Raw genomic sequence first — 17,951 nt, forward strand, 5'->3', positions numbered from 1 at the left:
GTGAGCATTCCGAATGTGCTGGCCACCCGGTACGCCAGCGCCGAGATGGTCGCGATCTGGTCGCCGGAGGCCAAGATCGTCGCGGAGCGTCGGCTGTGGCTCGCGGTGCTGCGCGCGCAGGCGGAGCTGGGCGTCGCCGTGCCCCCACAGGCGATCGCCGACTACGAGCGGGTGCTCGAGGACGTCGACCTGTCGTCGATCGCGGACCGTGAACGGGTCCTGCGCCACGACGTCAAGGCCCGCATCGAGGAATTCAACGCGCTGGCCGGTCACGAGCATGTGCACAAAGGCATGACCAGCCGCGACCTGACCGAGAACGTGGAGCAGCTGCAGATCCGGCGGTCGCTGGAGCTCGTCTTCGCGCACGGGGTTGCGGTCGCGGCGCGGCTCGCCGAGCGGGCCGTCGCCTATCGCGACCTGGTGATGGCCGGGCGCAGCCACAATGTCGCCGCCCAGGCCACGACGCTCGGCAAGCGATTCGCGTCGGCGGCCCAGGAGACGCTGATCGCGTTGACCAGGCTGCGCGAGTTGATCGACCGTTATCCGCTGCGTGGCATCAAGGGACCGATGGGCACGTCGCAGGACATGCTCGACCTGCTGGACGGCGACGCGGCCAAGCTCGCCGAACTCGAGCGGCGCATCGCCCAATTCTTGGGTTTCGCAACGGTTTTGACCAGCGTCGGGCAGGTGTATCCGAGGTCGCTGGACCATGACGTGATTTCGGCGCTGGTGCAGCTGGGCGCGGGAGCGTCGTCGATGGCGCACACCATTCGGCTGATGGCCGGCCACGAGCTGGTCACCGAGGGGTTCGCGCCGGGCCAGGTCGGCTCGTCGGCGATGCCGCACAAGATGAACACCCGCAGCTGCGAACGGGTCAACGGCCTGCAGGTGGTGTTGCGCGGGTACGCGTCGATGGCCGCCGAGCTAGCGGGTGCGCAGTGGAACGAGGGCGACGTCTTCTGCTCCGTGGTGCGCCGAGTGGCATTGCCGGACAGCTTTTTTGCCATCGACGGGCAGATCGAGACCTTCCTGACGGTGCTCGACGAGTTCGGCGCCTATCCGGCGGTGATCGCTCGCGAGCTGGACCGCTACCTGCCCTTCCTGGCCACCACCAAGGTGTTGATCGCCGCGGTGCGTGCCGGCATGGGCCGCGAGGCCGCGCATCACGTGATCCGCGAACACGCGGTCGCGACGGCGCTGGCCATGCGGGAACGCGGGGCCGAGCCCGATCTGCTGGATCGGCTGGCCGCCGACGACCGGCTGCCGTTGGACCGGGCGGCCCTGGACGCCGCGCTGGCGGACAAGAAGGCCTTCACGGGCGCGGCCGGTGACCAGGTGGACGAGGTGGCGGCACTGGTGGACGCGCTGGTGAGCCGCTACCCGGACGCCGCCAAGTACGCCCCGGGTGCGATCCTGTGACCCTGGCCGGCGCACTCGCGGAGATCGATTTCACCGATCTCGACAACTTCGCCAACGGATTTCCGCACGACCTGTTCGCCATCCATCGCCGCGAGGCGCCGGTGTACTGGCACCCACCGACCGACAACACCCCGGACAACGAGGGCTTCTGGTCGGTCGCCACCTACGCGGAAACGCTTGAGGTTCTCAAGGATCCGGTGACGTACTCGTCGGTCACCGGGGGCGAACGGCCCTACGGCGGCACGCTGTTACAGGACCTGGCGATCGCCGGGCAGGTGCTCAACATGATGGACGACCCGCGGCATTCGCAAATCCGGCGACTGGTCAGCTCCGGGCTGACGCCGCGCATGATCCGTTTGGTGGAAGACGATCTGCGGACCAGGGCGCGCCGGCTGCTCGACGCCGTGGTGCCGGGCGAGCCGTTCGACTTCCTGGTCGACATCGCCGCCGAGCTACCGATGCAGATGATCTGCATCCTGCTGGGAGTCCCCGAATCCGAACGGCATTGGCTGTTCGAGGCGATCGAGCCGCAGTTCGATTTCGGGGGTTCGCGCAAAGCGTCGCTCTCGCAGCTGTCGGTGGAAGAGGCCGGGTCGCGGATGTATGACTACGGCCGGCAACTGATCGCGTCCAAGCGTGAGAACCCGACCGATGACATGTTGTCGGTCGTGGCGAACGCGATACTCGACGATTCGGAGTCGTCGGCCCTTTCCGACCTCGAGCTGTACCTGTTCTTCAGCCTGCTGTTCAGCGCCGGCGCGGAGACCACCCGCAACGCGGTCGCGGGCGGGCTGCTGGCGCTGGCCAACCATCCGTCGCAATTACGTTCCCTGCGTGAGGATCTCAGTGCACTGCCCACCGCCGTGGAGGAGATGGTGCGGTGGACTTCACCCTCGCCGTCGAAGCGGCGCACCGCCACCCGCGACGCCACGCTGGGCGGCCGGCCGATCGAGGCCGGACAGAAAATACAGATCTGGGAGGGTTCGGCGAATCGCGACGCCAGCGTGTTCGACCACGCCGACACATTCGATATCGCCCGGAAACCCAACCCGCACCTGGGATTCGGTCAGGGTGTGCACTACTGCCTGGGCGCCAACCTGGCCCGGCTGGAACTGCGGGTGCTGTTCGAGGAGTTGCTCTCCAGGTTCGGTGCCGTGCAGGTGGTCCGGCCGGTCGAATGGGCCCGCAGCAACCGGCATACCGGCATCCGGCACCTCGTCGTGGAGCTACGCGAAGACCAGTGACGATCCGGTTCGCCGATATCGAGCCCTCACCCGATGTGTTCGCTGCGGTGATGGCAACCGGCATCTTGTCGATCGGTGCGAAAAATCACGGGTACCGGTTGATCAGCGACACGATGGGTGTCATCGCCACCCTGGGTCTGGTCCTCCTGGTTGCCCTCGTTGTCGCGAAGGGTTGCGCCACCGGACACAAGCTGCGCTGGGATCTGACCGATCCCGACGTCACGCTGCGGATGATCACCTTCGTCGCCGCCTGCGCGGTGATCGACACGCGCCTGTCGTCGAATGTGTGGGTGGCGCGCGTGCTCGGTGCCGTCGGGCTGGCGTCGTGGCTGGTGCTGATCCTGCTCAGCGCGCGAAACATGTTGGCGCACCGCTGGTCCGCGCTGCGCGACCGCGCCCACGGCGCCTGGCAGCTGGGCAGCGTCGGAACATCGGGTTTGGCGATCGTGATCGCCCGGGCGGCCCGTCACACCGGTCATCACTGGTGGCTCGCGGTGGCGGTGGCCGCGTGGGTGGCGGCGCTGTGCATCTACGGCCTGATGACCTGGCTGACCCTGTGGCGCGTGGTCAATGAACGACAGGACCGCGACGGCTTCGAACCGGATACCTGGATCCTGATGGGCGGCATGGCGATTGCGACGCTGGCCGGCGACAACATCCACGCCGTGGCCCCCGCCTGGCTGGCCGGCCCGGTGCGCGTAGTCACCATCGTGACCTGGGTGACGGCCACCCTGTGGATACCGCCGCTCATCTACTTCGCGCTGCACCGCATCCGGCGGTATCCGAACATGCTGCGGTTTGCCGGCGTGTGGTGGGCGTTCGTGTTCCCACTGGGCATGTATTCGGCGGCCAGCTTCGCCATGGCCATCGAGATCGGTCAGCGATCGCTGCTCACCGTCTCGCTGGTGTTCTTCTGGGACGCGTTGGCGGCCTGGCTGATTGTGGTCGCCGCGGGGCTGCTCCTGTTGTCGCGGGCGCTGCTGCTAAGCCCCGCGGATCGCGATACCCGCCGAGCGTAATTCAAGCGCGGCCAGGGCCCCGATGGTGACCGGGTCCTCACGGCGCCACCCGCCGACCGGGTCCGCGCTGACGGCCATCAACTTGCGTGGTGGGCGGTTGGTCAACGCACGCAGCGCGAGCAACTGCGCACCGGCCGGGGTTGCGGCCAACGCGGTCACCGTCAGCTTGCGCCGAAAGAAGCGAACCCGCAGAAACAACCAAGGGATCACCGCGACGAGGATCGGGAGCGCGACGACCGCCATCGCCAGCAGCACCGCGAGCCAGCTCGCCGCGGTGTCCAGGTCGTGGCCCGCACCCGCGATGTCCAGCGCGGCCTGGCTGGCGGAGTTGAGCGGCTTGCTGACCGTGTCGCCCACCACCGGGATGTGCTGGGCGCCGTGGCCGGCGGACGCGAGGTTGCCGGCGATGCCGTCCGCGCCGCTCTCGACCTGGCGGCCCGCGTCGGCGATGGTCGCGATGGCGTCGTAAACCGCCAGGGCGACGAGGAGCCACAGCGCCGTCCACACGACGACGGCGAAGTCGCTGAACAGCTGGGCGGCCAGCCGGCCGGGCCTGGTGGAGTAGGGCAGAAACCGCGGTGTCATAGCCCGATCCCAGCACAAGCCGCGTCGTCAGGTGCCCGATAGGCTGACCGGATGCCCGCACTGTCCGACTACCAGCATCTGGCCAGCGGCAAGGTCCGTGAGCTGTATCGCGTCGACGACGAACACCTCCTATTGGTCGCCACCGACCGCATCTCGGCGTACGACTTCGTCCTGGACAGCACTATCCCGGACAAGGGCCGCATCCTGACGGCGATGAGCGTCTTCTTCTTCGGTCTCGTGGACGCCCCCAATCATTTGGCCGGGCCGCCGGATGACCCGCGCATCCCCGACGAGGTGCTGGGCCGGGCCCTGGTGGTGCGGTGGCTGGACATGCTTCCGGTCGAATGCGTGGCACGCGGTTACCTGACCGGCTCGGGGCTCCTGGACTACCAGGCGACCGGCAAGGTCTGCGGCATCACCTTGCCCCCGGGACTGGTCGAAGCCAGCCGGTTCGCCGAACCGCTGTTCACCCCGGCGACCAAGGCCGCGTTGGGGGACCACGACGAGAACGTCTCGTTCGCCCGCGTGATCGAGATGGTGGGCGGGGTGCGCGCCAACCAACTGCGCGACCGCACGTTGCAGATCTACGTTCAGGCCGCCGACCATGCGCTGAGGAAAGGAATCATCATCGCGGACACCAAGTTCGAGTTCGGCACCGACCGCGACGGCAACCTGCTACTGGCCGACGAGATCTTCACCCCGGATTCGTCACGGTACTGGCCGGCCGACGAGTACCAGGTCGGCGTGGTCCAGAACAGTTTCGACAAACAGTTCGTCCGCAACTGGCTCACCAGCCCCGACTCCGGGTGGGACCGCCACGGCACGCTACCCCCGCCGCCGCTCCCGGACGACATCATCGAGGCGACCCGTGGCCGCTATATCGAGGCCTACGAACGCATTTCCGGCCTGAGCTTCGGCGACTGGATCGGCCCCGCCGCATGAGCGAGTCGCACCTTGCCGGTCCCGTGCCACCCGTCGCCAAGCGGGTGGACAGCCGGCGCGAGCACCACGGTGACGTCTTCATCGACCCCTATGAGTGGCTGCGCGAGAAGACGAACCCCGACGTGATCGCCTACCTCGAGGCGGAAAACAGCTACGTCGACCAGATGACCGCCCACCTCGAACCGTTGCGGCAACAGATCTTCGACGAGATCAAGGCGCGTACCAAGGAAACCGACCTGTCGGTACCGACGCGGCAGGGCCAGTGGTGGTACTACGCCCGCACGTTCGAAGGCAAGCAGTATCGCGTCCAGTGCCGTTGCCCGGTAAGTGATCCCGACGACTGGAACCCGCCGACCCTGGACGAGAACACCGACATTCCCGGCGAACAAATCTTGCTCGATTCGAACGTCGAAGCCGAGGGTCACGAATTTTTCTCCCTGGGCGCCGCAACCGTCAGCCTCGACGGAAACCTGCTGGCGTACTCCGTCGACACCCTCGGCGATGAACGCTATACGTTGCGGTTCAAGGATTTACGCACCGGCGAGCTGTATCCGGACGAGATCGCCGACATCGGCGCGGGTGCGACCTGGGCCGCGGACAACCGCACCGTGTACTACCTCACCCTGGACGCGGCCCATCGCCCCGACAAGGTGTGGCGGTATCGGGTGGGCTCCGGTGCGGAATCGGAGCTGGTGTACCACGAAGCCGACGAGAAGTTTTGGCTCGGCGTGGGACTCACCAGAAGTGAGGCCTACGTCTTCATCGCCTCCGGTTCCTCGATCACCTCCGAATTCCGCTACGCCGACGCCACCGATCCGCAGGCGCAGTTCACCGTCGTGCTGCCGCGCCGCGAAGGCGTCGAGTATTCGGTCGAACATGCGGTGGTGGGCGGGCAGGACCGGTTCTTGATCCTGCATAACGACGACGCGGTCAACTTCACGCTGACCGAGGCGCCGGTCAGCGATCCCACCCAGCAGCGCACGCTGATCCCGCACCGCGACGATGTCCGACTCGACGGGGTGGACGCCTTCGCCGGCCATCTCGTGGTCAGCTACCGGCGTGAGGCGCTGCCGCGGCTCGCGCTGTGGCGCGTCAACTCCGACGGCACATACGCGGAGCCCGAAGAGGTTTCGTTCGATTCCGAACTGATGTCGGCCGGCCTGGCCGGCAACCCGAATTGGGGCGCGCCCAAGCTGCGGATCCGGGCGGGGTCTCTGGTCATTCCGGCACGGGTCTACGACATCGACTTCGTCACCGGCGAACGCACCCTGCTGCGCGAGCAACCCGTACTCGGCGATTATCGCCCGGACGATTACGTCGAACGGCGCGACTGGGCGGTCGCCGAGGACGGCGCCCGGATCCCGGTCTCGGTCGTGCACCGCTCAGGAATCGAATTCCCAGCGCCCGCGCTGGTTTACGGCTACGGAGCCTACGAGATCTGCACCGATCCGAGTTTCTCCATCGCCCGGTTGTCGCTGTTGGATCGGGGAATGGTGTTCGCGATCGCCCACGTCCGCGGCGGCGGCGAGATGGGCCGGCTGTGGTATGAGCACGGCAAGCTCTTGGAGAAGAAGAACACCTTCACCGACTTCGTCGCGGTGGCAAGGCATTTGGTGGATTCCGGAGTAACCCGCCCGCGCCGGCTGGTGGCGTTGGGGGGCAGTGCCGGCGGACTGTTGATGGGGGCGGTGGCCAACCTGGCGCCGGAACTCTTTGCCGGAATCCTCGCGCAGGTACCGTTCGTCGACCCGCTGACCACCATTTTGGATCCCTCCTTGCCGCTGACCGTCACCGAGTGGGACGAATGGGGAAACCCGTTGGCGGACAAGGACGTCTACTCCTACATGAAGTCCTATTCCCCGTATGAGAACGTCGAGGCAAAGCCGTATCCGGCGATCCTGGCGATGACCTCGCTCAACGACACGCGGGTCTACTACGTGGAACCCGCAAAATGGGTCGCGGCCCTGCGACACCTCAACGCGAACGGCAGCCCGGTCCTGCTGAAGACCCAGATGAATGCCGGGCATGGCGGCGTCAGCGGTCGCTACAAGGGTTGGGAGGAAACCGCGTTCCAGTATGCGTGGCTGCTGGCCACCGCCGACGGCGACCGTTATGGCGGCGGCCGGGACGGCTAGCTCGAGGATCAGCCGAGCCGGGCGCTAGTCGTCGCCGACGGGCGGGGTCGCCAGCCTCCTGGGCAGGAAGGATGCCGGGACGACGGTGAACGCCACCAGCACGACCGCCAGCACGAACACCGTCGTATAGGCGTGCGCCAGGTGGTGCGACACGTGGCTGGCCAGATCGGGCGTCATCGTCTGCCCGGGAAGGGCCGACGGGTCAATGCTTCGCTTGCCGGCGGGCGGGCGCACCCCGGCCATCTCGTTCGCCGCCATCAGGGCTTCGTTGCGATTGAACTGATTGGTCAGGATCACCGCCATGAGCGCGGCCCCGATCGACCCGCCCACTTGCTGATTCACGCTGATCAACGTCGTCCCGCGGGCCACCTGACGCGGGGTAAGCGCCTGCATGAGCGCCGCGGAAAGCGGCGTGGTGGTCAAGCCGGCACCCAGGCCCATGATCGCGAGCCCGGACACCAAGACCGGCGAGTATTCGGCCTGCGTGGCGACGCCGTAGGTGAACACGCCCAGACCCGCTGCCATCAGGGGCAGGCCGATCAGCACGATGTTGCCGGGACCGTGCTTGTCCATGAAGGCCCCGCCGATCGGCATCGTCAATACGGCCCCGATTCCGATCGGCAGCATGTGCAGCCCGGACTGCATCGGCGTCTCGTGGCTGACGATCTGGAAGTAGCTCGGGATCAGCAGCCCTACGCCGACTGAGGCGGCCCCGAACACCAGCATCGTCACGTTGACCTCCGTGACCACGGGGTTGCGGAACAGCCGCAGGTCGATCAGGGGGTGATCGGTGCGATGCCACGCATGCACGATGAACGCGCCGATCAATGCCAGGCCGAGCAGCGCCGGCCCCAGCACGTAAGGGTCGGTGATCGTGTGCCGACCCGGAATGGAGCACACCCCGCACAGGAAGATCGCCACCCCGGGGGAGAGCAACAGCGCACCGGTGATGTCGAGGGCCTCCGAGGGGGCCGAGCGATCCTTCGCGAACATGATCGCGGCCAGCGCGAACGCGGTCAGCCCGATCGGCAGGTTGATCAGGAAGATCCACTTCCAGCCATACGCACCGATCAGCCAACCCCCCAGGATGGGCCCCCCGATGGGGCCGAGGAGGATCGGGATTCCCCCCACCGCCATGAGGCGGCCGACCCGTTTGGGCCCGGCCTCACGCGTCAAGATGACGAAGCTGAGCGGCAGCAGCATGCCGCCGCCCACCCCTTGCACCACCCGGAACAAAATCAGCAGCAAGATGTTCGGTGCCACCGCGCACAGCAGCGACCCCAGCGTGAAGATCAGGACCGAACCCATGAAAAGTCGCTTGGTGCCGAACCGATCCGCCGCCCATCCGGTGATCGGGATCACGGTCGCAAACGCGAGCATGTAGCCGGCGATGGTCCACGAGACGACCGCCTGAGTGGACCCGAACTGATCGATGAAGGTGCGTTGCGCGACGGCGACGACGGTGCTGTCCAGGACGGCCATGATGCAGGCCAGGCCACAGACTCCGGCGATCCGGAACAGCGCTGCGTCGAGCTTGTCCGGGTACTCGTCTGGGTGCCGCGACGGACCCGGCTCGATGGGCAACGGAACGGTGAAAGATGCGGAACGGGTGTTCTCCATGGCGCCGCTGAGCATATCCACCCGGCTAGCCGTGCTGAGGCGTTTTTACTCGTATTCGCCGCTATTACCACGCGTGTAATTCCTGCCGCGCAGAGGCGGCGCGGACGGCAGTTTAAAGCGAAAAAATCGGCTTTTCGCGGGCTACAGGACGCGAATGCGTTGTTCGCCGGCAGTTTCGCTTGCCGGCTTTTTCGGCAAAAAGGACGCCGGAATGATCGTGCAAACCACCAGCACGACGGCAATCACGAATACCGCGGTATACGCGTGGGAAAGATCATGCACCACATTCCCCCAAAAGCCCGGGACAAGGGCCTGCCGGGGGATTGCGGATTGGTCCACCGGCACCCCGTCGACGGTCGCACGCTGATGCAGGGCAGCAACCTTGTTTGCCGCGACGATATTTTGGCTCCGATTGAACTGATTGGTCAGGATCATCGACATCAGCGCGGTCCCCATCGAGCCGCCCACCTGGTGGTTGACGCTCATCAAGGTGGTTCCCCGGGCGATTTGATGCGGTGCCAGCGCCTGCACGGCCGCGACCGACAACGGCATCATCGTGCAGCCCATGCCCAGGCCCGTGACCGCCAGCGCCACCAGCAGCACAGGTAGATAGTGCGCCTGCTTGGCCACCCCGAACGCGAAGGCCCCCAGCCCGGCCGTGATCAGCACAATCCCGACCAGCACGATTTTGCCCGGCCCTTGCCTGTCCACCAGCGGCCCGGTCAGCCGCATGGTCAGCATGGCGCCGAGCCCCTGCGGGATCAGGTGCACGCCCGCCTGCATCGGCGTTTGGTGCAGCACCTGCTGGAAGTAGCTCGGAAGCAGCAGGCCGGCGCCGAAAAAGGCGGTCGCGAACACCAGCATCGTCACATTGGCGTGGGTCAGCACCGGATTGCGGAAGAGCCGCAGATCGATCAACGGATGATCCGCCCGGTGCCAGGCGTGCGCGACGAACCCCGCGATCAATGCCAGTCCGATCGTCGCCGGGATCACCACATGGCGGTCGGCCACGGTGCCGCGGCCCGGGACGGACGACACCGCGAACAGGAACATGGCCAGGCCGGGGGAGAGCAGCAGCACGCCGACGGCGTCGAACGTTTCCGACCGGACCGGATGGTCGCGGGGGAACACGATCGCCGCGAGAACAATGGTGAGCAGTCCGATCGGCACGTTGATCAGGAAGATCCATCGCCAGCTCGAGGTGTCGATCAGCCAGCCGCCCAGGATCGGGCCGCCGATCGGGGCGAGCAGCATCGGGATGCTCAGGATCGACATCAGGCGCCCGAGCCGGGCGGGGCCGGCCTCACGGGTCAAGATCATGAACCCCAACGGCAGCAGCATGCCGCCGCCGACACCCTGAACCACCCGAAAGATGATGAGCTGCAAGATGTTTGCGGCAATCGCGCACAGCAGTGATCCGAGCATGAATGCCAGCACGGAGCCTATGAACAGCCGCTTGGTGCCGAACCGGTCGGCGGCCCACCCGGTTATCGGGATCACTGTCGCCAGGGCGAGCGTGTAGCCCGTCATCGTCCAGGCCACGACCGCCTGCGAGGACGCGAACTGGTCGATGAAGGTGCGTTGCGCGACGCTGACCACCGTGACATCCAGGATCGCCATGACCGTGGCCAAGATGCACACGCCGGAGATCCGCAACAGCTCGGCGTCCAACTTGTCGGGATACTCCCGTGTGTCGGCGCCCGGCTGCCCCGCGGGGGCATGGGGCAGCGGCGCTCCGGCCGCTGCGTAGGAGGCCTCGTCCATGGCGTTGCTTAGCATATCGAACAGATCGTGTCCGCCGGCGCCGGTGGCCGTTTGCTGGACCGCCCCTGAAATTCCGGTCGCCGAACCCAGTTATCGCTTTTGGGTGAGCGCATATACGCCTGCTGTCTGCGTGTCCTTCACCGTTCCGACACTTGCGGTCGGCAAACTGCTGGTGTGTCTGGAAAATTGATCGTTTCGGTCTCGGGGATCGGGGAACGCACCCTGCCCGACGTCGAGGCGTTCTGCGCGCAAATGGATGCCCGTGAGGTACCGGTTTCGCTGCTGGTGGCTCCCCGCCTGTCCGGCGGCTACCGACTCGACAGCGACCCGAAAACCGTTGACTGGCTGACCGCCCGCCGCGCCGGTGGCGACGCGATCGTGTTGCACGGCTACGACGATGCCCTCACCAGGAAGCGCCGCGGTGAGTTCGCGATTTTGCGGGCGCATGAGGCCAATCTGCGCTTGATGGCCGCCGACCGGGTCCTCGAGCACCTCGGTTTACGCACGCGGCTGTTCGCGGCTCCCGGCTGCGTGGTTTCGCCCGGTGTCGTCAAAGCATTGCCGGGCAACGGTTTTCGGATGCTGGCCGATTTGCATGGGATCACCGACCTGGTGCGGCACACCACCGTGCGGGCGCGGGTTCTCGGCATCGGCGAGGGTGTTCTCGCCGAGCCGTGGTGGTGTCGCACGGTCGTGCTGTCCGCCGAGCGGATCGCCCGGCGCGGCGGCATCGTGCGGGTGGCGGTCGCCGCGCGGCATCTCCGCAAACCCGGACCGCTGCAGGCGATGCTGGACGCGGTCGACCTGGCGTTGATGCACGACTGCACACCGACGGTGTATCGCTGGCGTCGTGACAAGGCCTTGCTCGACGCCGCCTGACGAATCGACTGCCTGACCTGCTGTCCGGGGCACTACCCTGGACCGACATGAGCGTTTCTTCGGTTGCCGGGTTCGGCGCTGATGCCATCGTCGTCGGGGCGGGGCTGTCCGGCCTGGTCGCCGCCTGCGAACTGGTGGATCGCGGCCTGCGGGTGCTGATCCTCGACCAGGAGAACAGCGCCAACCTGGGCGGGCAGGCGTTCTGGTCCTTCGGCGGTCTGTTCTTCGTCGACAGCCCCGAGCAGCGCCGGTTGGGCATCCGCGACAGCCACGAGCTCGCGCTGCAGGACTGGCTGGGTACGGCGGCGTTCGACCGGCCCGAGGACTACTGGCCGCGCCAATGGGCCCATGCCTACGTCGATTTCGCCGCGGGGGAGAAGCGCAGCTGGCTGCGCGCCCGCGGGCTCAAGCTTTTCCCTTTGGTGGGGTGGGCCGAGCGCGGCGGGTATGACGCACAGGGGCACGGCAATTCGGTTCCGCGCTTCCACATCACCTGGGGCACCGGGCCCGCGCTGGTCGAGATCTTCGCCCGTCAACTGCGCGACCGCTCCACGGTGCGCTTCGCGCACCGCCATCAGGTCGACGAGTTGATCGTCGAGAATGACGCGGTGACGGGCGTCCGGGGGACGGTGCTGGAGTCCTCAACCGCGCCGCGCGGCGTCGCCTCGTCACGAAAGGCTGTCGGGGAGTTCGAGTTCCGAGCCGCTGCGGTGATCGTGACGAGTGGTGGCATCGGGGGGAACCACGAGCTGGTGCGCAAGAATTGGCCGAAGCGGATGGGCCGCGTGCCCGAGCAATTGCTCAGCGGCGTGCCGGCACACGTCGACGGCCGGATGATCGGCATCACGCAGAAGGCCGGCGCGCGGGTGATCAACCCGGACCGGATGTGGCACTACACCGAGGGCATCACCAACTACGACCCGATCTGGCCGCTGCACGGAATTCGCATCATCCCGGGCCCGTCGTCGCTGTGGCTGGATGCGAACGGCAAGCGGTTGCCGGTTCCCCTGTATCCCGGTTTCGACACACTTGGCACGCTCGAGTACATCACCCGATCCGGGTTCGACTACACGTGGTTTGTGTTGAACGCCAAGATCATTGAGAAGGAATTCGCGCTTTCCGGGCAGGAACAGAATCCCGATCTGACCGGGCAGAGCGTGCGCGAGCTGCTGCGGAACCGGGCACGCTCCGGACCGCCGGGGCCCGTGCAGGCGTTCGTCGATCGGGGCGTGGACTTCGTCAGTGCGGATTCGTTGCGCGACCTGGTGTCCGCGATGAACAAGCTGCCCGACGTGCAACCGCTGGACTACGCCACGGTGGAGGCCGAGGTCACCGCGCGGGACCGGGAGGTCGCCAACAGGTTCAGCAAGGACGGCCAGATCACCGCGATCCGTGCGGCCCGCGGCTATCTGGGCGACCGGCTGGGCCGGGTCGTGGCGCCGCACCGGTTGACCGATCCGAAGGCCGGGCCGATGATCGCGGTCAAGCTGCACATCTTGACGCGAAAGACGCTGGGCGGCATCGAAACCGATCTTGCCGCACGGGTGTTGACCTCCGACGGCACTCCGCTGAGCGGGCTGTACGCCGCCGGCGAGGCGGCCGGCTTCGGCGGCGGGGGCGTGCACGGCTACCGCGCGCTGGAGGGCACATTCCTGGGTGGATGCATCTTCTCGGGCCGCGCCGCCGGCCGCGGCGCCGCCGACGACATCACCTAGCTGCTCGCGCTAGAAGGTGACGGCGTCCTCTTCGGGCAGCACCTGGAAGTCGGTGCTGGTCATCTCGGTGAGCCGGCCGTAGTAGATGCCACGCGCATCGGGGGCGATGATCCCCTGGTGGATGGGGACGGCGCGCGCTGGTGCCACCGCGCGAAGGTAATCGACCGCTTCCGAAACCTTCATCCACGGGGCCGCCGCCGGGGTGGCCAAAACGTCCACCGGCTCGTCGGGCACGAACAGCGCGTCGCCGGGATGCATCAACCGGGCGGGATGCTCGCCGTCGCCGATGAGAAACGAAATGTTCTCGATCACAGGGATTTCCGGGTGGATGACGGCGTGCTTGCCCCCCAAGGCCCGCACGGTCAGCTCACCGATCTGCAGCTCGTCGCCGACGTGTACCTCGCGGCAGGGCGCGCCGAGTTGCGCGGTGGTCTGTGGGTCGGCATACAACGCGACATCCGGGTTACCCTCGAGCAGTGCCGGCAACCGTTTCCCGTCGACGTGGTCGGGGTGCTGATGAGTGATCAAGATGGCGGTTAAGCCGGTGATTCCCTCGAAACCGTGGGCGAAGGTACCGGGATCAAACAGCACGCGTGTCTGGTCGAACTCGGCGAGTAGGCACGAATGACCGAAATGCGTCAGTTGCATATCTACGATTGTGCCTTGATGGACAAGCTGCCGCTGCGCGTGATCCTGGCCACGATGCTGGTCGCCGGCGGCCTCGCGGTCGCGCTGGTCGTCGTCATCCCTGCGCACGGCGAGCCCGAGACCTGCCCCGCCATGTGCGACCGGATCCCCAACACCGCGTGGATCGATCAGCGTGCCGTGCCGCTGGACGCGGTGTACCACTGGCCCGCGCTCGCCGGTCAGGCGGTCCAGACGACGGGCTCGGCGCCCGGCCCCCGGTTTCGGTTCGAGGAGCTGTGCGCCACGCCGGCCACCGCTCGGGACCCCCGCGACTCGGCGGTCTCCGCCCGCTCGACGGTGCAGCATCCGGACGGTCAGTGGCAGTTGCAGGCCCAGATCCTGCATTGGCGCGGTGATACGGCCCGCGGTGGTGAGATCGCGGCCGAGGCGTTCCGTAGCGCCGTCGCCGCGTTGCGGAGTTGCCAGCAGCGTGCGCCGCAGCAATCGCCGTCGTTGACCAGCGACGACACCAACCGCATGGCCGCCGTGATCAGCGGGCCGGTGGTGATGCACACCTACCTTTTCGCCCACCCGGCCAGCAGCACGGTCAGCGAGGTCACGCTCTGGTCGACGTCCCCGCCGCAGACGCCCTGGCCGGCGATGGCCGACGACCCGGTGCTGGGCGCCATGGGCGCGCCGCTGTGCGAGGCCTACATTGCCTCGTGCCCGTGAGGGCGAGCTGCGGTTTCGCCGGTAGAGTTGGCGGCGAAACGCCAACTGAGGAGGAGCGCCGGTGGCCCGGGTGATCGTGAGCGTGATGCCCAAAGCGGAGATCCTGGACCCGCAGGGTCAGGCGATCGTCGGCGCGCTGGGCCGCCTCGGTCACCCGGGGATATCAGATGTCCGGCAGGGCAAGAGGTTTGAGCTCGAAGTGGACGACAGCGTGGACGACTCGGCGCTGGCCGAGATCGCCGAATCGCTGTTGGCGAACACCGTGATCGAGGACTGGACGATCAGCCGGGAGACGACATGACCGCACGCATCGGGATCATCACGTTTCCCGGCACGCTCGACGACGTGGACGCCGCCCGGGCGGCCCGCCGCGTCGGCGCGGAGCCGGTCAACCTGTGGCACGCCGACGCCGATTTGAAAAGCGTCGATGCCGTGGTGGTTCCGGGCGGCTTCTCCTACGGTGACTACCTGCGGGCGGGGGCGATCGCCAGGTTCGCCCCGGTGATGACCGAAGTGGTGGACGCCGCGCGGCGCGGGATGCCGGTCTTGGGTATCTGCAACGGTTTTCAAGTGCTCTGCGAGGCCGGCCTGCTGCCCGGTGCCCTGACCCGCAACGTGGGTTTGCATTTCATCTGCCGCGACGTGTGGCTGCGGGTGGCGTCGACGTCGACGGCGTGGACGTCGCGTTTCGAACCGGACGCCGATCTGCTGGTGCCGCTGAAGTCCGGCGAGGGCCGCTACGTGGCGCCCGCCGAGGTGCTCGAGGAGCTCGAGGGCGAGGGGCGGGTGGTGTTCCGGTACCACGAGAACGCCAACGGTTCGCAACATGACATCGCCGGCGTCAGCTCCGCCGACGGCCGCGTGGTGGGCCTGATGCCGCATCCCGAACACGCCATCGAGGCGCTGACCGGGCCCTCCGACGACGGCTTGGGCCTGTTCTACTCGGTGCTGGACGGGGTCCTCGCCGGCTGACCGGAAATGCCTGCGGCACAGCATAATTCGTCGAAGGCCGCGCTGATGGCGTCCGTCGCCTCATGCGGGTCGTCGAACGTCTGATCGTCGGTGAGCACGGCGACGCCGAGCCGGTCGACGTAGCTCCACACGGTGATGTTGACCGGGGCGCCGGGCGAGAGCACACCCGTGGAATAGATCTCGCTGACGGCCGCGCCGCCGAAGTGGCCGCGTTCGCGCGGTCCGACCACGCTGGATACGGCGACGTTCATCAGCTTGTTGGGCACCTCGCGCAGACCCAGCCAGCGAAATGCCGCCGGGGCGAAGGCGGTCGGCAGGTAGGCCATCATCTTCCCGTACAGCTGCGGGCCGAGGATCTCGTGGTCTTCCTTGGCGATCCGGGTGGCCACCGAGATCAGCCGGGCCCGTTCGATCGGGTCGTCGACATGCACCGGCAGCGAAATCATCAGCCCGCTGATCTCGTTGCCGGTGATCCGGTCCGACTTGTCGGTGGCGGTCGGCACCGACGCGATGATCGGGCGGTCGGCCGCGCCGTCGTAGGCCAGCAAGAGCGTTCGCAGCCCGCCGGCCGCCGTCGCCAGCACCAGATCGGTCATGGTGATGCCCAACGCTTTTGCCGTCGCCTTGGCCTGCGGCAGCGGTAACGACGTGCTGGCGAACCAGCGCCGGGGTGAGACCACATGGTTGAGGAACGTCGGGGGCGCGTCAAAAGCATCGGCGAGGTCGGGGTGGTCGCCGCGCTCGCGGGAGCGACGCCGCACCCGCATCATCCCCACGGCCGCGTCTTTGAGCAGCCGTGGCAGTTGCGCGAGTTGCCGGACGTGGTCGCGCGCGGCGGCGCGCAGCAGGTCGGCATCGGAAACCGTGACACCGGCTTCGTCGTTGTCGCGCTCGTCGGTGAGCCCGTCCCGCAGATCCATCGCGCGCGCCAGGAGGTTGACCGACGCGACACCGTCGGCCAACGCGTGGTGCACCTTGCCGATCAAGGCGAACCGGCCGTCGGCCAGTCCCTCGGCGAAGTGAAACTCCCACAGGGGCCGGGTGCGGTCCAGGGGGGTGGACGCCACCTCGCCGATGACCCGATCGAGCTCTCGCCGCCCGCCCGGCGCGGGCACCCGGACGCGACGGAGGTGATAGTCCAGGTCGACCTCACAGTTTTCCTGCCACATCGGGTGATGCAGGTGCCACGGGATGTCAACGAGCTTGTAGCGCAACGGTTCCAGCAGGTGAAGCCGCCGGCGCACGTGGCGGCGGAACGCGTCGAACCCGAACTCGCCGTCGCAGTCGGCCGGGTCGATGATCGCCACCTTCAGCGTGTGCGTGTGCAGGTTGGGCGTCTCGCTGTAGAGCAGCATGGCGTCCATGCCGTTGAGTCTTTTCACACGTCACCTCGCCCTGCCGACGCGACCAGGCCAACAACTATGCCGTAGGGCGCCGGCCGGCGGCGCGGATTGGCGGCATCCTCAGCCGAGGATCGGAAACCGGCGCTGTTCGGCCAACCGCTTCAGCGCGTCCTCCATGACGGCGCGGACATGGGCGTCGACCTCGTCGACGTCGGGGTCCTCACCGAAGCGCGCGATGACGTCGATCGGCTCGAGCACCTCGGTGACGACCTTTGCCGGCAGCGGCAGGTTGGGCGGGAAGATCACGCTGAGCCCGAACGGGAACCCGACGCTGACCGGCAGGATGTCCATGCGGGCCTTCGTTAGCCCCAGCTTGCGGGCCAGCCAGTTGCCCCGGGTCAAAAACAGCTGGGTCTCCTGGGCGCCGATCGACACGGTCGGCACGATCGGCACGCCGGCTTCGATCGCCGTTCGCACGTAGCCGGTGCGCCCGTTGAAGTCGATGGTGTTGGCGCTGAACGTCGGGCGGTACGAGTCGTAGTCGCCGCCGGGAAACACCAGCACCACCGCGCCCGAATGCAGGGCGGCGGCGGCGTTTTCGCGGCTGGCCTCGATCACCCCGAGGCGGCGCAGCCAGCCGTCCAAGGGCCCCATGAAGATCCCGTAATGGCCGAGCGTGTAGACCGGGCGGTCGTAGCCGAACCTTTCGTAGAAGGCCGGGGAAAAGATCAACACGTCCGGTGTCAGCATGCCGCCGGAGTGGTTGGAGACCACCAGCGCCCCACCGGACGACGGGACGTTGTCGATGTTTCGCACCTCGGCCCGGTAATACCGTTTGATGGCCGGCCCGAGCGCGTTGGCGACCCGTTCGGTGAAGGCCGGATCCCATTTGGCGGTCTCGTGATTGTCCGCCGCGCCCGCACCGCTGCCCTTCATGGCTCCCTGCTGTCGTGAT

The 17,951-nt window shown here is 67.3% G+C and carries 16 protein-coding genes; 10 read left to right on the forward strand and 6 right to left on the reverse strand.

The window, feature by feature from the left end; translation table 11 throughout:
* From purB to W7S_RS03030, 3 genes are read left to right on the forward strand one after another with little or no spacing between them, the layout of a single operon-like run.
* A complete protein-coding gene (gene purB, locus W7S_RS03020; RefSeq protein WP_014710898.1) occupies positions 1-1,419 on the forward strand; it encodes an adenylosuccinate lyase in 1,419 nt (472 codons plus the stop codon).
* Complete coding sequence (locus W7S_RS03025) at positions 1,416-2,663, forward strand: cytochrome P450 (protein ID WP_014710899.1); 1,248 nt, start codon at positions 1,416-1,418, stop codon at positions 2,661-2,663. Before purB ends, W7S_RS03025 begins: the two co-directional genes overlap by 4 nt.
* Entirely contained in the window at positions 2,660-3,682 is a 1,023-nt protein-coding gene (locus W7S_RS03030; protein ID WP_008263842.1) for a tellurite resistance/C4-dicarboxylate transporter family protein, read from the forward strand. The genes W7S_RS03025 and W7S_RS03030 overlap by 4 nt, the downstream gene beginning before the upstream one ends.
* Here the strand turns inward: W7S_RS03030 and W7S_RS03035 are convergent.
* Entirely contained in the window at positions 3,647-4,267 is a 621-nt protein-coding gene (locus W7S_RS03035; RefSeq protein ID WP_014710900.1) for a hypothetical protein, read from the reverse strand. The genes W7S_RS03030 and W7S_RS03035 overlap by 36 nt on opposite strands.
* Before the next feature lie 51 nt (positions 4,268-4,318).
* On the opposite strand from W7S_RS03035, the gene W7S_RS03040 reads away from it, so the two are divergent.
* On the forward strand, positions 4,319-5,209 hold the full coding sequence (locus W7S_RS03040; RefSeq protein WP_014710901.1) for a phosphoribosylaminoimidazolesuccinocarboxamide synthase: 891 nt from the start codon (positions 4,319-4,321) through the stop codon (positions 5,207-5,209).
* Positions 5,206-7,344, forward strand: a complete 2,139-nt coding sequence (locus W7S_RS03045) for a S9 family peptidase (protein ID WP_009951944.1) — start codon at positions 5,206-5,208, stop codon at positions 7,342-7,344. Before W7S_RS03040 ends, W7S_RS03045 begins: the two co-directional genes overlap by 4 nt.
* A gap of 24 nt (positions 7,345-7,368) precedes the next feature.
* Here W7S_RS03045 and W7S_RS03050 read toward each other — a convergent pair whose 3' ends face one another.
* Together W7S_RS03050 and W7S_RS03055 are read right to left on the reverse strand one after the other, a co-directional pair.
* Positions 7,369-8,979: a DHA2 family efflux MFS transporter permease subunit gene (locus tag W7S_RS03050; RefSeq protein WP_009951943.1), complete on the reverse strand. Its 1,611-nt coding sequence runs from the start codon at positions 8,977-8,979 to the stop codon at positions 7,369-7,371.
* 126 nt (positions 8,980-9,105) lie between these two features.
* On the reverse strand, positions 9,106-10,743 hold the full coding sequence (locus tag W7S_RS03055; protein ID WP_225330805.1) for a DHA2 family efflux MFS transporter permease subunit: 1,638 nt from the start codon (positions 10,741-10,743) through the stop codon (positions 9,106-9,108).
* A 159-nt stretch (positions 10,744-10,902) separates the two neighbouring features.
* Here W7S_RS03055 and W7S_RS03060 point away from each other — a divergent pair, with 159 nt between their 5' ends.
* On the forward strand, positions 10,903-11,607 hold the full coding sequence (locus W7S_RS03060; RefSeq protein ID WP_008263856.1) for a DUF2334 domain-containing protein: 705 nt from the start codon (positions 10,903-10,905) through the stop codon (positions 11,605-11,607).
* A gap of 47 nt (positions 11,608-11,654) precedes the next feature.
* Positions 11,655-13,322, forward strand: a complete 1,668-nt coding sequence (locus W7S_RS03065; RefSeq protein WP_009951940.1) for an FAD-binding dehydrogenase — start codon at positions 11,655-11,657, stop codon at positions 13,320-13,322.
* A 9-nt stretch (positions 13,323-13,331) separates the two neighbouring features.
* Here the strand turns inward: W7S_RS03065 and W7S_RS03070 are convergent, their stop codons facing one another.
* Complete coding sequence (locus W7S_RS03070; protein ID WP_014710903.1) at positions 13,332-13,970, reverse strand: MBL fold metallo-hydrolase; 639 nt, start codon at positions 13,968-13,970, stop codon at positions 13,332-13,334.
* Between W7S_RS03070 and W7S_RS03075 the strand changes: the two genes are divergently transcribed.
* From W7S_RS03075 to purQ, 3 genes are all read left to right on the forward strand, one after another.
* Positions 13,947-14,681, forward strand: a complete 735-nt coding sequence (locus W7S_RS03075) for a hypothetical protein (protein ID WP_014710904.1) — start codon at positions 13,947-13,949, stop codon at positions 14,679-14,681. The two genes, W7S_RS03070 and W7S_RS03075, sit on opposite strands and share 24 nt — an antisense overlap.
* Positions 14,682-14,742: 61 nt before the next feature.
* Positions 14,743-14,982, forward strand: a complete 240-nt coding sequence (gene purS, locus W7S_RS03080) for a phosphoribosylformylglycinamidine synthase subunit PurS (RefSeq protein ID WP_008263864.1) — start codon at positions 14,743-14,745, stop codon at positions 14,980-14,982.
* Positions 14,979-15,653 carry a phosphoribosylformylglycinamidine synthase subunit PurQ gene (gene purQ / locus W7S_RS03085; RefSeq protein ID WP_008263873.1) on the forward strand — a complete coding sequence of 225 codons (675 nt, stop codon included), beginning with the start codon at positions 14,979-14,981 and terminating at the stop codon, positions 15,651-15,653. The genes purS and purQ overlap by 4 nt, the downstream gene beginning before the upstream one ends.
* Here the strand turns inward: purQ and W7S_RS03090 are convergent.
* Positions 15,620-17,035 carry a wax ester/triacylglycerol synthase family O-acyltransferase gene (locus W7S_RS03090; protein WP_193375014.1) on the reverse strand — a complete coding sequence of 472 codons (1,416 nt, stop codon included), beginning with the start codon at positions 17,033-17,035 and terminating at the stop codon, positions 15,620-15,622. The two genes, purQ and W7S_RS03090, sit on opposite strands and share 34 nt — an antisense overlap.
* Before the next feature lie 81 nt (positions 17,036-17,116).
* Positions 17,117-17,932, reverse strand: a complete 816-nt coding sequence (locus W7S_RS03095) for a lysophospholipid acyltransferase family protein (protein WP_014710906.1) — start codon at positions 17,930-17,932, stop codon at positions 17,117-17,119.
* Positions 17,933-17,951: the final 19 nt, after the last annotated feature.

This window comes from Mycobacterium sp. MOTT36Y, from assembly GCF_000262165.1.
In the GTDB taxonomy this organism is placed as follows: domain Bacteria; phylum Actinomycetota; class Actinomycetes; order Mycobacteriales; family Mycobacteriaceae; genus Mycobacterium; species Mycobacterium intracellulare.

Excerpts from the sequence above, each read along its gene's own strand:
- W7S_RS03035 (WP_014710900.1), bottom strand. The coding sequence starts at position 4,267 with ATGACACCGCGGTTTCTGCCCTACTCCACCAGGCCCGGCCGGCTGGCC.
- W7S_RS03040 (WP_014710901.1), top strand. The coding sequence starts at position 4,319 with ATGCCCGCACTGTCCGACTACCAGCATCTGGCCAGCGGCAAGGTCCGT.
- W7S_RS03045 (WP_009951944.1), top strand. The coding sequence starts at position 5,206 with ATGAGCGAGTCGCACCTTGCCGGTCCCGTGCCACCCGTCGCCAAGCGG.
- W7S_RS03050 (WP_009951943.1), bottom strand. The coding sequence starts at position 8,979 with ATGCTCAGCGGCGCCATGGAGAACACCCGTTCCGCATCTTTCACCGTT.
- W7S_RS03055 (WP_225330805.1), bottom strand. The coding sequence starts at position 10,743 with ATGCTAAGCAACGCCATGGACGAGGCCTCCTACGCAGCGGCCGGAGCG.
- W7S_RS03065 (WP_009951940.1), top strand. The coding sequence starts at position 11,655 with ATGAGCGTTTCTTCGGTTGCCGGGTTCGGCGCTGATGCCATCGTCGTC.
- W7S_RS03075 (WP_014710904.1), top strand. The coding sequence starts at position 13,947 with ATGACCGAAATGCGTCAGTTGCATATCTACGATTGTGCCTTGATGGAC.
- W7S_RS03070 (WP_014710903.1), bottom strand. The coding sequence starts at position 13,970 with ATGCAACTGACGCATTTCGGTCATTCGTGCCTACTCGCCGAGTTCGAC.
- purQ (WP_008263873.1), top strand. The coding sequence starts at position 14,979 with ATGACCGCACGCATCGGGATCATCACGTTTCCCGGCACGCTCGACGAC.
- W7S_RS03095 (WP_014710906.1), bottom strand. The coding sequence starts at position 17,932 with ATGAAGGGCAGCGGTGCGGGCGCGGCGGACAATCACGAGACCGCCAAA.